This is a genomic window from Mangrovibrevibacter kandeliae (assembly GCF_024519155.1).
In the GTDB taxonomy this organism is placed as follows: domain Bacteria; phylum Pseudomonadota; class Alphaproteobacteria; order Rhizobiales; family Rhizobiaceae; genus Mangrovibrevibacter; species Mangrovibrevibacter kandeliae.
In genome coordinates, this window is the sequence record NZ_JANIFJ010000008.1 from 20,639 (window position 1) to 33,908 (window position 13,270).

General features: G+C 70.2%; 14 protein-coding genes. 6 read left to right on the forward strand and 8 right to left on the reverse strand.

All coding sequences use genetic code 11. The features are described from left to right. Window positions 1-77: 77 nt before the first annotated feature. Window positions 78-239, forward strand: coding sequence for a hypothetical protein (locus tag NPA30_RS17305; protein WP_256804036.1), 162 nt, complete (start codon window positions 78-80; stop codon window positions 237-239). Between the two features lie 7 nt (window positions 240-246). On the opposite strand, the gene NPA30_RS17310 is transcribed toward NPA30_RS17305, so the two are convergent. Both NPA30_RS17310 and NPA30_RS17315 read right to left on the reverse strand, forming a co-directional pair. Next, window positions 247-597 (reverse strand): DUF2293 domain-containing protein, encoded by a 351-nt coding sequence (locus NPA30_RS17310; RefSeq protein WP_256804037.1) that lies wholly within the window; start codon window positions 595-597, stop codon window positions 247-249. Continuing rightward, the gene (locus NPA30_RS17315; protein ID WP_256804038.1) at window positions 597-1,103 is read right to left on the reverse strand and encodes an SAM-dependent methyltransferase; all 507 of its coding nucleotides are present in this window, start codon (window positions 1,101-1,103) and stop codon (window positions 597-599) included. The genes NPA30_RS17310 and NPA30_RS17315 overlap by 1 nt, the downstream gene beginning before the upstream one ends. A 150-nt stretch (window positions 1,104-1,253) precedes the next feature. Between NPA30_RS17315 and NPA30_RS17320 the strand changes: the two genes are divergently transcribed. Together NPA30_RS17320 and metF are read left to right on the forward strand one after the other, a co-directional pair. Beyond that, entirely contained in the window at window positions 1,254-2,225 is a 972-nt protein-coding gene (locus NPA30_RS17320) for an ArsR/SmtB family transcription factor (protein WP_256804148.1), read from the forward strand. 50 nt (window positions 2,226-2,275) lie between these two features. Next, entirely contained in the window at window positions 2,276-3,196 is a 921-nt protein-coding gene (gene metF, locus NPA30_RS17325; RefSeq protein WP_256804039.1) for a methylenetetrahydrofolate reductase [NAD(P)H], read from the forward strand. Window positions 3,197-3,601: 405 nt separating this feature from the next. Here metF and NPA30_RS17330 read toward each other — a convergent pair whose 3' ends face one another. Continuing rightward, window positions 3,602-4,879, reverse strand: coding sequence for an amidase (locus tag NPA30_RS17330; RefSeq protein ID WP_256804040.1), 1,278 nt, complete (start codon window positions 4,877-4,879; stop codon window positions 3,602-3,604). A gap of 7 nt (window positions 4,880-4,886) precedes the next feature. Then, window positions 4,887-5,909: a DMT family transporter gene (locus NPA30_RS17335; RefSeq protein WP_256804041.1), complete on the reverse strand. Its 1,023-nt coding sequence runs from the start codon at window positions 5,907-5,909 to the stop codon at window positions 4,887-4,889. Window positions 5,910-6,032: 123 nt separating this feature from the next. Between NPA30_RS17335 and NPA30_RS17340 the strand changes: the two genes are divergently transcribed. Continuing rightward, window positions 6,033-7,259, forward strand: a complete 1,227-nt coding sequence (locus NPA30_RS17340; protein WP_256804042.1) for an alanine racemase — start codon at window positions 6,033-6,035, stop codon at window positions 7,257-7,259. A 15-nt stretch (window positions 7,260-7,274) separates the two neighbouring features. On the opposite strand, the gene NPA30_RS17345 is transcribed toward NPA30_RS17340, so the two are convergent. Then, window positions 7,275-7,694 (reverse strand): DUF4112 domain-containing protein, encoded by a 420-nt coding sequence (locus tag NPA30_RS17345; protein ID WP_256804043.1) that lies wholly within the window; start codon window positions 7,692-7,694, stop codon window positions 7,275-7,277. A gap of 241 nt (window positions 7,695-7,935) precedes the next feature. On the opposite strand from NPA30_RS17345, the gene NPA30_RS17350 reads away from it, so the two are divergent. Continuing rightward, window positions 7,936-8,328 carry a GFA family protein gene (locus tag NPA30_RS17350; protein ID WP_256804044.1) on the forward strand — a complete coding sequence of 131 codons (393 nt, stop codon included), beginning with the start codon at window positions 7,936-7,938 and terminating at the stop codon, window positions 8,326-8,328. Window positions 8,329-8,470: 142 nt separating this feature from the next. Beyond that, complete coding sequence (locus tag NPA30_RS17355) at window positions 8,471-9,943, forward strand: cation:proton antiporter domain-containing protein (RefSeq protein WP_256804045.1); 1,473 nt, start codon at window positions 8,471-8,473, stop codon at window positions 9,941-9,943. Window positions 9,944-10,265: 322 nt separating this feature from the next. Here NPA30_RS17355 and NPA30_RS17360 read toward each other — a convergent pair whose 3' ends face one another. The 3 genes from NPA30_RS17360 to NPA30_RS17370 all read right to left on the reverse strand — a co-directional run bounded on the left by NPA30_RS17360 (window position 10,266) and on the right by NPA30_RS17370 (window position 13,221). Further along, window positions 10,266-11,459: a lytic murein transglycosylase gene (locus tag NPA30_RS17360; protein ID WP_256804046.1), complete on the reverse strand. Its 1,194-nt coding sequence runs from the start codon at window positions 11,457-11,459 to the stop codon at window positions 10,266-10,268. Between the two features lie 92 nt (window positions 11,460-11,551). Next, window positions 11,552-12,358 (reverse strand): glycoside hydrolase family 25 protein, encoded by an 807-nt coding sequence (locus tag NPA30_RS17365; protein ID WP_256804047.1) that lies wholly within the window; start codon window positions 12,356-12,358, stop codon window positions 11,552-11,554. Between the two features lie 167 nt (window positions 12,359-12,525). Beyond that, entirely contained in the window at window positions 12,526-13,221 is a 696-nt protein-coding gene (locus NPA30_RS17370; protein ID WP_306228982.1) for a DUF899 family protein, read from the reverse strand. Between the last annotated feature and the right edge of the window lie 49 nt (window positions 13,222-13,270).

Consider the following 13,270-nt stretch of genomic DNA (forward strand, 5'->3'; position numbering starts at 1 on the left):
CCTTCGGCATCGTCGCGCTGCCCTTCGCCTATCGCCTGATCCCGGTCAGCTCTTTCGGCTTCATCACCTGCCTGACGGTGGCGATCCTCGCCGTCCTCGGGCTTCTCTACGACGTGCCGGATCTGGCTCTGGAGCGGGTCGGCGCGATCTTCGGCGCGGCGGCGCTGGTCCTGGTGCTGGCGACCGCAGGCGCCGTGATCCTGCGCCGCGTCGAGCGGGATGCTCTGGCGCCGCGGTGAAGGGCGGTCAGTCCGGCTCGTCCTGCGAACCGCCTTCGTCTGCCTCGGTCCCGTCCAGCGGCTCGCTGCCGTCGACGTGGCGCGTGGCGCCCCAGGCATCGAGGACCGCGTTGATCGCGTCGAGCACGAAGAAGCGGGCGGCGTCGCGGCCGTAGCCGTCGTCCATCAGCGTGTCGTAGTCGGTGTGGACATGGCGGATGTGCGCCACTGCGGCGAGCCACAGGGCGGTCGGCGGCGGCAGGTGCCGCAGGTGCCGCGCGCCGGCCGCCTGCCGGATCGGTTCGGCGTCGGCGAACGGCGCGCGCGGAATCGTGAGCGTCAGCGCCCGCGCGATCGCCTTCTGCCGCTCGGTGGGCATCAGCGGTGAGGCTCGGTGGCCGGCGGGACGTCGACGGTCTCGAAGAACGGCTTGATGTCGAGCAGCGGCGTGCCGTCGAGGACTTCGATGGCATCGATGCCGACACGCCCGGTTTCGATGTCGAGCTCGACGATCCTGACCAGATGCAGCCCGATGGGGTTCGGGCGGACCGGCGAGCGCAGCGTGAAGGTGCCGCGTGGCTCCGGCGCGTGGCGCGGCGTCTGCAGCGCGAGATCGCGGCGCGCCCGATCGAGCCAGGTGAGGGCGAAGATCCAGCGCCCGGGCTCCAGCCCTTGCAGGGCCGCCCGGTAGGGCGCGTCCACCTGGAGCGCGGCGGGGACACTCCGGTCGCGCGCCTCGCGCAGGTTCTTTGGGCAGTCGCCGCGCCCCTGCCAGGGCGATGCCACCCGGCCGATGAAGGCGAGCGAAGCGTCGCGGGTCAGAGCCGGATCCACTGCGAACGCCGCCTCGCCGGGACGCATCTCGAAGAGAGCTTCATCTATCATGCGCAACGCATATCGGGCCCGACGCACCGCCGCCAGCCTCTCGATCCGGCGCTTGCCACGCGACGTCGACTGACATAAAGATATCTTTATATGTGGAGGCAGTTCGGCGTGCGTATCGACACCCTGTTCCCGTTCGACGATGCGGTCGACATGCTGAAGGCGATCGCAGAGCCGACGCGCTTGCGCCTGCTGGTCCTCCTGTCCCGGCACGATCTCACGGTGACCGACCTGATGTCGATCCTCGGCCAGTCGCAGCCGCGCATCTCCCGGCATCTGAAGCTTCTCACCGAGTGCGGGATCCTGTCGCGGTATCAGGAGGGCGCCTGGGCCTACTTCAGACTGTCCGACCAGCCGTCGGCGATGGGGTTCACCGACGCCGTCCTCAGCCGCCTCGATCGCGCCGATCCGGTGCTGCGGCGGGACGCCGAACGACTGGAGGGCGTGCGCCGGCAGCGCTCGGCGAATGCGGCGAGCTACTTTGCCAAGAACGCGGGCAGCTGGGACCGGATCCGCTCGCTGCATGCGCCGGACACGGTGGTCGAGGCGGCGCTGCTGTCGGAACTGGGCGACCGGCCGATCCGGGCGCTGCTCGACATCGGCACCGGCACCGGGCGGATGCTCGAGCTGCTGGCGCCGCGCTGCGGCCGGGCGGTCGGCATCGACGCCTCGCGCGAGATGCTGGCGATCGCCCGCGCCAAGCTCGACGCCGCCGACATCTCCAATGCGGTGGTGCGCCAGGGCGACGCCTTCCACCTGCCGGTGGAGCGTGGCGGCTTCGACCTCGTGCTGATCCATCAGGTGCTGCACTATCTCGACGACCCGGCCGCAGCGATTGCCGAAGCCGCCGCCGCGTTGGCGCCGGGCGGGCGGCTGGCGGTCATCGACTTCGCGCCGCACGCGCTGGAGTTCCTGCGGGTGGAGCACGCCCACCTTCGGCTCGGCTTCGGTGACGAGGCGCTCGCGGGCCATCTGCGCGACGCCGGGCTCGATGTGACGGCGATCCGCTCGCTTCGCCCGGAGGGGCGTCGCGCCGATCAGCTGACGGTGACCATCTGGCTGGCCAGAGACGGGCGGAGGTTGCTGGCCTCCGCCGCGGAACCTATGAGCGCGATCAGCGCCTGACACAAACACGGGTGCGGCGCCGCGGCGCCCGACCATCACCAGGAGGACACATGGCACGCTATCCGCTGCGCTCGAAGGCGGGCATCAAGGTCTCGTTCGAGTTCTTCCCGCCGAAGACCGACAAGATGGAGGAGAATCTCTGGGCGTCGATCCAGCGCCTCGCGCCGCTGCAGCCGAGCTTCGTCTCGGTCACCTACGGGGCCGGCGGCTCGACCCGGGAGCGCACGCACCAGACGGTGGCGCGGCTTCTGAACGAGACCGACCTCCTGCCGGCGGCGCACCTGACCTGCGTCGACGCCTCCCGCGACGAGGTCGCCGAGGTGGTGCGCCAGTACTGGGACACGGGCGTGCGGCATCTCGTGGCGCTGCGCGGGGATTCGCAGACCAACGGCGCCGGCGGCCCGTTCGTCCAGCATCCGGACGGCTACCGCAACGCCGCCGAACTGGTGGCCGGGCTGAAGGAGATCGCCGACTTCGAGATTTCGGTCTCCGCCTATCCGGAGAAGCATCCGGAAAGCCCGGATTTCGCCACCGACATCGACCTCCTGAAGCGCAAGATCGACAGCGGCGCGACGCGGGCGATCACCCAGTTCTTCTTCGACAACGATCAGTACGAGAGCTTCGTCGAGAAGGTGCGCCGCGCCGGGATCTACGTGCCGATCGTGCCCGGCATCGCGCCGATCCACGACTTCACCAAGATCGCGCGTTTCGCCGGCGCCTGCGGCGCCTCCATCCCCGGATGGCTCGCCGAGCGCTTCGAGGGGCTGGAGGCGGACCCGCAGACGCGGGCACATGTCGCGGCGGCGGTGTGCAGCGAGCAGGTCCTCGACCTCGTCGAACGCGGGGTCACCGACTTCCACTTCTACACCATGAACCGCGCCGACCTCGTCTACTCCATCTGCCACATCCTCGGGCTGCGGGAGACGCGGCCGCAGGCGGCGGCCGAGGTGGCGGCGGCGGCAGCGGGCTGAGCGGGGCGGCGTCGCGGCGGTTCACCGGAGACGGACAACAAAAAAGCCGGGGCGCGAGACCCCGGCTTTCCTGTGTTCGGTCGCCTCGTTCTCGTCGAGAAGCGGCAGGCGAGGGCGCTGAGCGCCGGCGGCGTCAGGGCATATAGCCCACCACCAATGCACCGACGAACGCAAACGCGGCGCAGATCATCAGAAGATTGAGCGGTCGCGTGACTTCCATCTTGTCAGCTCCTCGTTGGAGTGAGTCAAAATTAAGGACTCGGCAAGAAGTGTAAAGAGGGATTCGTCGCTGCGTTGCAGCGCTCGCGTAGAAGGATTTTCTGCTGCGGGCGGATACCGCGCACCGAGGCCGCAAAACGTTTCCCTCATCGTCTCCGTGGCTCGTTCGGCGGCCGAAACAGAGCCTCATGGCGCAGCCAGCAGAGCCTCCAGCCGATGGCCCAGCGCCAGCGCCTCGCGGTCGCGCCCGAAGCGGGTGACGATGGAGAGGCCAAGGGGCAGGCCCTGCGGATCGCGTGCGCCGGGCACGGACACGCACGGGTTCCCGGTGAGTGTCCACAGCGCGTTCATGATCGGGTCGCCGGTGCCCTCCGTGGCCAATGGCGCGACGCCGAGCGCCGAGGGGAGGAGGAGGGCGTCCACTCCGTCGAACAGCGCCGTCGCCGCCTTGCGGGCATGCCGGGCGATCCGGCGGGCCTCGTCGTAGGCGTCCGGATCGACCGCCGCGCCGTCGTCGAGCCGGGCGCGCAGCTTCGGGCTGAGCGCCTCGTGGTGCCGAAGCCGCTCGTCGGTGAGCGCGCGGGCGGCCTCGTAGCCGAGGATGACCGGCTGGATCTCGCGCGCTTCGGAGAGGATGGCGGTCTCGGCGACCTCGACGAGGTCGCAGCCGTCGCCGGCGAGACGATGGGATGCCTCGGTCCACGCCTCGCGCATGTCCGGCGACAGCCGGGCGTCGATCGTGGAGCGGTAGACGCCGATCCGGCGCGGCATGGCGCTGGCATCGCCCCCGCCCGGCTGTGGCGCGCCCTCGGATACGGCAAGGTCACGGCCGCTCAGAAGCGCGGCGAAGAGCGCGACGTCGGCGACGCCAGCCGCCAGCAGGCCGACCGTGTCGAGCGACCAGGCGAGCGTCTTCATGCCGACAGTCGTCAGCAGGCGGAAGCTCGGCTTGTAGCCGGCAATGCCGCAGAAGCTCGCCGGCCGGATCGTCGAGCCGACGGTCTGCGAACCGAAGGCGGCGGCGACCATGCCGCTCGCGACCGCGGCAGCGGAGCCCGAGGAGGAGCCGCCGGGCGTGCGCTCGTAATCGTGCGGATTCCGGGTTGCGGTTGGATCGAGGAAGGCGAAGGGCGTCGTCACCGTCTTGCCGAGGATTGCGCCGCCGAGCCGACGGGTCTCGGCGACCAGCGGGGCGTCGACGAGCGGCCGCCGGCCCCGATGGATCGGGCTGCCGTGTTCGGTCGGCATGTCGAAGCTGTCGTAGATGTCCTTCACGCCGATCGGGATGCCGGCGAGTGGGCCTTCGGCGCGCTCGGCAGCCTCGATGGTTTCAGGCGGGGCGCGATGAGCGAAGGCGCCGATGGTCGCTTCGAGCGCGTCGACGCGCGTCCGTGCGTCGCGGACGCTCTCCGCGACGCTCGAGTGGCCGTTCTCGATGGCCCGGCGGAGGGCGATCAGACTCAAAGGGCGGTCAGGACGTTCGGGCAAATGGCGAGCCTTTCAGGCGCAGGACGCGGCCGTCCACGGCGAGGAGGCCGAGAAGGATGAGACCGAGCCCGGCGATCTCGGGCAGCGTCAGGCTCTCGTCGAGGAACAGGACGCCGAGCAGGATGGCGCTGGCGGGGATGATGAAGGTGACGAGCGAGGCGTTGGTCGCTCCCGCGCGTGCGATCAGCAGGAAGTACAGGATGTAGGCAAGGCAGGTCGAGAGCACGGCGAGGCCGCACACTGCGGCGACGACAGGCGCCGAGGGAAGCGCCAGGCCGGTCGCCGGCGCGTACAGCGCGAGCGTCGCCGGCCCGAGCACGACGCAGCCGCCACAGAGCTGGCCCGCCGCGACCACCGGCGCCGCGATACCCCGCAGTCGACGCGCGAAGACGCCGGCAAAGGCATAGGATAGGGTGGCGCCGAGGATGCAGCCCATCGCCCAGACCGGCACGGTGACACCGAGGCCGACAGCGTTCGGGCCGATCAGCACGGCGACGCCGGCGATGCCGAACAGGATGCCGATGAGACGGTTCGGCGTGATGCGGTCGTCGCTCGTGAAGGCGGTCGCGACGAGGATCGTCCAGAGCGGGGTCGTGGCGTTGATGACGGAGGCGAGACCGCTGCCGACCTCCGTCTGACCGATGCCGATCAGCGTGAAGGGCAGGGCGTTGTTGAGGAGCCCGAGAAGCACGAAGGCCGGCGCACGCTCGGCGATCGGGCGCAGCGACACGCCGCGCAGGCTCAGCCAGCCGACGAGCAGGAGCGCGGCAAGGCCGATCCGGCACGCGACCAGCGGCAGCGGCGCCAACTCCGCCAAAGCAATCCGGTTGAAGAAGAAGCTGCCGCCCCACAGGAGGCCGAGCAGCATCAGCACGCCCCACAGCCGTGGCGTCAGCGCAGCCGCCGCGGTGGGCGCCGCATCGACCGGGACGCCGGGAGCGGACGGACCGGCGGGAGGCCGGGCGATGGCAGCCGAGGAGGCCGGAGGAGGGACGGGATCTGTCATCACAGAGGATTCGCTTGATTGTAGCCGACCCTGTCGCAGGTCTGCCATAGCCTTGCGACCCGTTTTCGTGAAAGGCGGGGCCGTGGCCGGAGCGGTCGCGATTCGGATGCGAAGGGGAGACCGATGCAGACATTTGCGACCGCCACCGATGCCGCCCTCGCGATGAGGCCGGACGTGTCGGTCTACTGCTTCCGGCCGGAGGTGCTGCGCGAGGACGCGCGCCGCTTCATGCAGGCCTTCCCCGGCCAGACGGCCTATGCGGTGAAGACCAACGGCGAGCGGATGGTGCTGGAAACGCTGGCCGCAGCCGGCGTCACGGCCTTCGACGTCGCCTCGCCCGGCGAGTTCGAGGCGGTGCGCGCCGTCGCGCCGAAGGCCGAGATGCTCTACATGCACCCGGTCAAGGCGCAGTCGGACATCCGGCTCGCGCTTGAGACCTACGGGATCCGGGTGCTGGCGCTCGATCACGAGGACGAGGTCGCCAAGATCCTGCGCGTGGTGCGCGCGCTCGACATCGATCCGTCGACGATCACCATCTTCGTGCGCCTGCAGACCAAGGGCGCGGCCGCCTACGAGCTGTCGAAGAAGTTCGGCGCGGCGCCCGCGCACGCGGTCGAGCTCTTGCAGCGCTGCGACCGGATCGGTTTCAAGGTCGGCCTCTGCTTCCATGTCGGCTCGCAGATCGAGGACCCCGAGACCTATCGGCGCGCCATCGCCTCGTCGGACTGGGTGCGCAGCCGCGCCGGCGTTCCGCTCGCCGGGCTGGATGTCGGCGGCGGCTTTCCGGCCGAGTACGGCCACGACCCGCGCCGCAAGAAGCCAGAGATGCCGGGGATCGGCGAGATCATGTCGCGGCTGCGCAGCGACCTCGACGAGTGGGGCTTTTCCGACCTGCCGCTCGTGGCCGAACCCGGCCGCGTCGTCGTCGCCCGGGCCTTCTCGCTGATCGTGCGCGTCCTCCTGCGCAAGGGCCGGCGTCTCTACATCAACGACGGCATCTGGTCGTCGCTGTCCGACTCCTGGACCGGTAAGATCACCCTGCCGGCCCGCTTCATCCCGGACCCGGCGCGCAAGAGCCGCAACGGCGATCCCAACACCGTCTCCGCCTTTCGCGTCTGCGGCGCCACCTGCGATTCGGTCGACATCCTGTCGCGGCCCTTCTGGCTGCCGGAAACGGTCGACACGGGGGACTGGATCGAGATCGGCCATATCGGCGCCTATTCGCTGGCGCTGCGCAGCCGGTTCAACGGCTTCTATCCCGACACCTTCGTCGAGGTGACGACCCCGTTCGACGAAAGCGGCGCCGACAGCTACGCGAGCCTCGAGACGATGGCCGACTGGAAGGGCTGATCGCCGTCCGTCACCTCACCGCCGCGGTGGCGTGATGTCCTTGGCGAGATCGGCACGGTCTTCCTCGAAGTGGTCCAGCAGCAGCGCCATGTTGCGCTGGTTGGCCTTGAAGAAGACGTCGAAGACATCGCCCGCGATCGGCACCGAGCCAAGCGCCGCGTCGAGGCCGAGGTTGACCACCATCTGCGCCAGCTTGTGGCCGGGCAGACCGATCTTGCGGGCCTCGTTGACCATGTAGAGGCCAACCAGGAAGCCGAAGCCGTCGCCGATGCCGGGGACGAGGCCGGCGACGGAATCCGCTCCGAAGCGGATGCCGAGGATGGGGATGCGGACCGCGCTGTCCATCATCCGGCTGAGCCGCTGCAGCCGCGCCAGCCGCCGCAGGCGTTCCGCCCGCGGCATGCCGCCGAACCCGCCTGCCGTCGTCGCGCTCATGCCTCTCCTCCTCGTCGAAATCCAATGCCAGACGATCGCCCTCTCGCATGTCGTCGGCCGAAGGCAGAACCGCAAGTGGCGACGCGGGTTCCCCACCGGGTCGGCAGGGGGCACGGCGGCACGGCGGCACGGCGGCCGAGACCGCCCCGTGCGCCCGGTGCTCGGCACGCATCCGGTTTGGCGCTAGGCTGTCACAGCGTCGGCAGTTCGGCGGCGGAGCGGACAAATCGGGAGGAGCAGGATGGACGAGTTCACCGGCGGCTGCCTGTGCGGCGACGTGCGTCTCGTGGCGCGGGGGCGACCGTACCGGGTCGGTCTCTGTCACTGCCTCGACTGTCGCAAGCATCACGGCGCGCCGTTCCACGCGTCCGGCATCTTCCCCGCGGACGCCGTGACGGTGACGGGCAAGACCGGCGCGTTCGGCGAGCGGTACTTCTGCCCGCGCTGCGGCTCGCCTGTCTTCGGACGCAGCGGCGACGAGATCGAGGTCAACCTCGGCTCGCTGGACGCACCCGATCAGCTGGTGCCGACCTACGAGCTCTGGACGATCCGCCGCGAAAGCTGGCTGCCGGCGTTCCCGCTCGCCCATCACTACGAGCGCGACCGCGACCCGGCGGGCCGCTCGGAGGATTGAACCGCCGCACCCCGGCGCGTTGCCGAGGCACGCCGTCTCCGGAGGTTGGCGTGCCGCCGGCCTTGCCAGACCACGGCTCCATGATGGAGCCTCAGTCTGCGACTATTGCAGCGCGGAATCGGGGCGGGCGACGGAGGGGCAGGTGGAGGACACGGGCGCGCACGCCGCGGGGCTGGTCGAGATCGCCTTCGTCATCGTCGTCGCGGTGACGGCGGGCCTCGGCCTTATGCGCCTGCGCCAGCCGCCGATGGTCGGCTTCATCCTGGCAGGCGTGCTGCTCGGGCCGACCGGCTTCGGCATCATCGAGAACTCCGAAAACGTCACGTCGCTCGCCGAGATGGGCGTTCTCATGCTGCTCTTCTTCATCGGCATGGAGCTGTCGCTGAAGGCGTTCATCGGCTCGCTGAAGCCGGCGGTGAAGATCGCCGGCGGCCAGCTCCTCGCCTCGATGGTGATCACGCTCGGCCTGATGGCGGTGTCGCGCGCCACGTTCGCCGAGGCGATCATCCTCGGCTTCATCATCGCGCTGTCCTCCACCGTCGTCGCGATGAAGATGCTGGACGACATCGGCGAGCTGCGCAGCGAGCCGGGACGGATTGCGGTCAGCGTGCTCATCGCGCAGGACCTCGCCGTCGTGCCGATGCTGATCCTCGCCGAATCGCTCGGTGGCCAGGGCCCGGTCGACTGGCTGACCATCGTGGCGAAGATGACGGTCGCCGTCGGCTTCCTCGCCGGCCTGCTCTGGTTCCTCGGCAGCCGGCCGAAGCTGCGCCCGGCCTTCGCGGCGGCGGTGGAGAACAATGTCGAGATCCTGGCGCTCGGCTCGCTGGCGTTCTGCTTCGCGGCTGCCTCGCTGTCCGGCGTGATCGGCCTCTCTCCGGTCTACGGCGCCTTCGTCGCTGGTCTCGTCGTCGGCTCCTCGACGCTGCGCGGGCGCGTCATCCCGGTGGTCGAGCCGATCCAGAGCGTGCTTCTGGTGGTCTTCTTCCTGTCGATCGGCCTCCTGATCGACCTCGACTTCATCCTGCAGAACTGGGTGCTGGTGCTCACCGCCTCGCTCTTCGTCATCACCGCGAAGACGGTCTTCAACGTCCTTTTGATCCGCATGGCCGGACTGCCGCATCGCGTGGCGGTCGAGGCGGGGCTGTCGATGGCGCAGATCGGCGAGTTCTCCTTCGTGCTCGCCGCGGCCGCCTATTCCTCCGGCGCGATCGGCGGCGACGTCTACCGTCTCGCCATTGCGGTGACGGCGGTGACGTTGCTCGCCTCGCCGGCCTGGATGGCGGTGACGCGCCGGCTCGAGGGCGAGGCGCGCTTCGGCGTGCGGGCCTTCCGCTCGGCGCTGCAGCAGATGCTGGCCGAGCGCGGCGGCCGGCTGCGGGTGGTGCGGGCGAGCGACATGGGGCTCTGGGTGGTGGTGCCGCTGCGGGCCGTGCATCACGTCTGGGTCAGCCGCCGGCGGGTGGTGCGCTGGCGGCGCGGCGAGAGCGAGACGGTGGTCGAGTCGCACGACGCCACCGAAGCCGTCGCGGCGATCGGTCCGATCGACGGTGAGGACCGGCACGGAGAGGCGGGCGCGCCGGTCGAAGGCGAGGGGGCACGGGCGGGGGTCTGACAGGCGCGCAGGTCGTCACGGTCGGGGAGGAAGACCCTCACCCGGCTGCTGCGCAGCCACCCTGTCCAAAGCGGAGAGAGGAACAGCGCCCGTTGATCGGCTGGCTCAGCCACGACCAGGCTCGCAGTGGGAATCGCAGCAAGACGGGTCAGATGACGGAATGACCGGCGGAGTTGGCGGCAAGACTGGCAAAGCCGCGCGCTCCCCGATCTTCGGACGGCAGGGCGGCTGCGCCGTCACCGCCGTCGTCTCCCATCGGGGAGAAGTGCCGGCAGGCGATGAGCGGCGAAGTCGCGCTCGGATCGAACTCCGACCTGGCGCCTCAGTCCAACGCGCCCAGCAGCTTCTGCGTCGGCCAGCCGTCGGCCGGCAGGCCGAGGCGGATCTGCTCCTTGCGCACCGCACCGCGCGTGCCTTCGCCGAGGATGCCGTCGATCTCGCCGACGTCATAGCCCTTGGCGGCGAGCTTCTGCTGCAGCCGCTTCATGTCGTCGCCGCCGAGCCCCGGCTCGGGCGAGCCCATATCGACCGGCGGCGCACCGTCGAGGCGCGTCGCGAAGTAGGCGGCCGTCAGCGTGTAGACCAGGGACTTGTTCCAGGTGAGGTAGACGTCGAAATTCGGGAACGCGAGGAAGGCGGGGCCGCCCCGGCCCATCGGCAGCACCAGAGATGCCGGCACGGCGTCGCTCTCCAGCGGGGCGCCGTTCGCCTTGGTGACGCCGAGGCTGGCAAACTCCGAGCGCGGCTCCTTGGAGACGAGCGCGGCGCGATCGAAGGGGAAGTTCGCCGGCACGCGCACCTCCTCCAGCCAAGGCTCGCCCTTCCGCCAGCCCAGCGAGGCGATGTACTTGCCCGTGGTCATCAGCGCGTCGGGCGAGGAGTTGCGCAGGTCGATCTTGCCGTCGCCGTCGGCATCGGTGCCGAACTGGAGGTACTCTTCCGGCAGAAGCTGGGTCTGGCCGATCTCGCCGGCCCACGCGCCCTTCATCTCGCTCGGGCGGGTGTAGCCGGCCTCGACCAGTCGGATCGCGGCGATCAGATGCGGCCGGAACATCTCCGGCCGGCGGCAGTCATGGGCGAGCGTGGCGAGCGCCGGCAGGGTGTCGAAGTCGCCGAGCACGGCGCCGAAATCGGTCTCGAGGCCCCAGAAGGCGGTGATCACCGCGCCAGGCACGCCGGTCTGCGCCTCGATCGTGCGAAACAGGCTCGCGTACTTCTTCAGGTTCGCCTGGCCGCGCTCCAGCCGGTTGTTGCTGATCATCCGCTTGGAGAACTCGCCCCAGGTCTGGGTGAAGACGCCCTGGCCGCGATCGCGCGACAGCACCTTCTGGTCGAGATGCATCGCAGCCGTCGCCTCGTCGATCGCTGGCTCGGTGATGCCGTCGGCCCTGGCCTCGGCCCGCACGCCGTCGAGAAAGGCGTCGAAGCTGCCGCCGCATTGCGGCGCGGCGACCGCCAGCGAGGCGCTCCCCGCGAGCAGGGCGACGGTGGCGGCGAGGATGCGGGCTGCGGGCATGTTGGCGGAGGCCTCCGGTGACGGCTTTGCGTTGCGCGCGACACCCTAGCGAAGATGATGGCGACAGCAAGAAGCGGATGGAGCGCCGCGCCTCAACCCGACCGGTGCGCCTTCAGCCAGCGCTGCCAGTCGGCGGTCGACCCGGCGAAGGCGTTGCGGTCGACGTCGCCGGCGACGCCCGGCACGGCGCCCGTCGCCGTCCACTGCCAGAAGCGGAAGTCGCGGTCCTCGTAGACGTTGTTCGGATGGTCCTTGACCGCCCGCAGCCAGAACTCGTGCTTCGGAAAGGCCCCGACCAGCCGGTCGCGGTGCATGTCGATCGGCGCGTAGATGATCGGACGGACGCCGTAGTAAGCCTCGACGGTGTCGAGGAAGGCCTTCATCTCGGCGATCAGCTCCTTGCGGGGCATCCGCCGCGTGCAGGTCGGCGAATCCGGCGTCCATTCGACGTCGAGCACCGGAGGCAGCGCAGTCGGATCCTTCGGGACGTTGCGGATGAACCACTCGGCCTGCTCCTTGCCGGAGCGGCAGTGGTAGAAGAAGTGGTAGGCGCCACGCGGGATGCCCGCCGCTGCGGCCCCCCGCCAGTTGCTGGCGAAGTTGTCGTCGACCCGGTCGCCGCCCTCGGTCGCCTTCAGCCAGGCAAAGGCGACGCCGGCGTGCCTGGCGGCCGCCCAGTTCACGTCGCCCTGGAACTTCGACACGTCGATGCCGTGCACCGGATAGCGCTCCGGCTGATAGGCGTAGGTCTTGGCGATGCCGAGCTCGGCGGTGTCGAGGGTGGTGCTCGTGCACGCGGGCAGGAGCGCAAGGGCGAGGAGGCTGGCGGCCGCCGCGACGAGGCCGCCGGCTCGAGGGGCCACGGGCGCAGGGGCAGGGCGCCGTTTCAGCTGCGGCATCGGCTTGGGCCTCCGTATCGACGCATCGTCGCCAAGACCTGCCCGAACAGGGTTAACGGAAGCTTGCGCACCGCCTTCAACGGTATCCGGGCAGTCCTCGCACGCTGCTGCGCAGTGAGCACGCCCCTTCGGCGACATTGAGGAGCGGCGGATGCCCGGAGCCGGCGTCAGTATTCGAGCTTGGGATACCAGTCGGTCCCGCGCCCGCCGGGCGTCAGATCGAGGATCGTCCACAGGGGCATCGGATCGGGCGCGAGGTGCGGATCCTGGCCAGGATCCTGCGTGCCCGCCGCCTCCGGCGCCCAGACGTGGCGCACCCGACCGTCCCTGCGGACCCAGACGTCGAGCGCCGGCCATTCGCTGCCGTCGGGCGCGAGCCCGCGGTAGTCGCGCGGGAAGTCGTCGCCGACGCACTGATAGAACGTGAGGTTGCGCCAGCCGCGTTCGCGGGCAAATTCCAGCTGCCGTGCGACGGGCGAACGTCCGATGACGGCGAAGGCGACGCGCTGCGTCAGGTCGCGCGAGGGGATGTCGAGCGAGCCGAGGAAGCCGGTGCACATCGGGCAGGGGCGTTCGCGCTGCGGCCCGTACATCCAGAAATAGGTGACGAGCGTGTCGTGCGTCCCGAACATGTCGGCGAGCGCCACCGTCCGGCCGTCGGCGTCGAGAAAGGCGTAGGGTGCCGGCTCGCCGCCGAGCGGCAGGGCGCGCCGTTGCGCCGCGACGCGGGCGATGTGGCGGCGCAGTTCGATCTCCTCGGCGAGGAGCGCGGTGCGTGCGGCACGGTAGTGCGGGTCGTCGTTGGGGTAGGGACGGCTCGCTTCAGCGGCGAGCTCCGCCGCGGGCCTGAGGATCTCGGACATGATGACGCCTTCGAACGCGCCGGGGGCTGAGGGCCGGTGCCCTCCTGCC

Bases quoted from the DNA above. Each gene is read 5' to 3' on its own strand.
- NPA30_RS17310 (WP_256804037.1), bottom strand. From the start codon at position 597: ATGCCCACCGAGCGGCAGAAGGCGATCGCGCGGGCGCTGACGCTCACG.
- NPA30_RS17315 (WP_256804038.1), bottom strand. From the start codon at position 1,103: ATGATAGATGAAGCTCTCTTCGAGATGCGTCCCGGCGAGGCGGCGTTC.
- NPA30_RS17320 (WP_256804148.1), top strand. From the start codon at position 1,254: ATGCTGAAGGCGATCGCAGAGCCGACGCGCTTGCGCCTGCTGGTCCTC.
- metF (WP_256804039.1), top strand. From the start codon at position 2,276: ATGGCACGCTATCCGCTGCGCTCGAAGGCGGGCATCAAGGTCTCGTTC.
- NPA30_RS17335 (WP_256804041.1), bottom strand. From the start codon at position 5,909: ATGACAGATCCCGTCCCTCCTCCGGCCTCCTCGGCTGCCATCGCCCGG.
- NPA30_RS17340 (WP_256804042.1), top strand. From the start codon at position 6,033: ATGCAGACATTTGCGACCGCCACCGATGCCGCCCTCGCGATGAGGCCG.
- NPA30_RS17345 (WP_256804043.1), bottom strand. From the start codon at position 7,694: ATGAGCGCGACGACGGCAGGCGGGTTCGGCGGCATGCCGCGGGCGGAA.
- NPA30_RS17350 (WP_256804044.1), top strand. From the start codon at position 7,936: ATGGACGAGTTCACCGGCGGCTGCCTGTGCGGCGACGTGCGTCTCGTG.
- NPA30_RS17360 (WP_256804046.1), bottom strand. From the start codon at position 11,459: ATGCCCGCAGCCCGCATCCTCGCCGCCACCGTCGCCCTGCTCGCGGGG.
- NPA30_RS17365 (WP_256804047.1), bottom strand. From the start codon at position 12,358: ATGCCGCAGCTGAAACGGCGCCCTGCCCCTGCGCCCGTGGCCCCTCGA.
- NPA30_RS17370 (WP_306228982.1), bottom strand. From the start codon at position 13,221: ATGTCCGAGATCCTCAGGCCCGCGGCGGAGCTCGCCGCTGAAGCGAGC.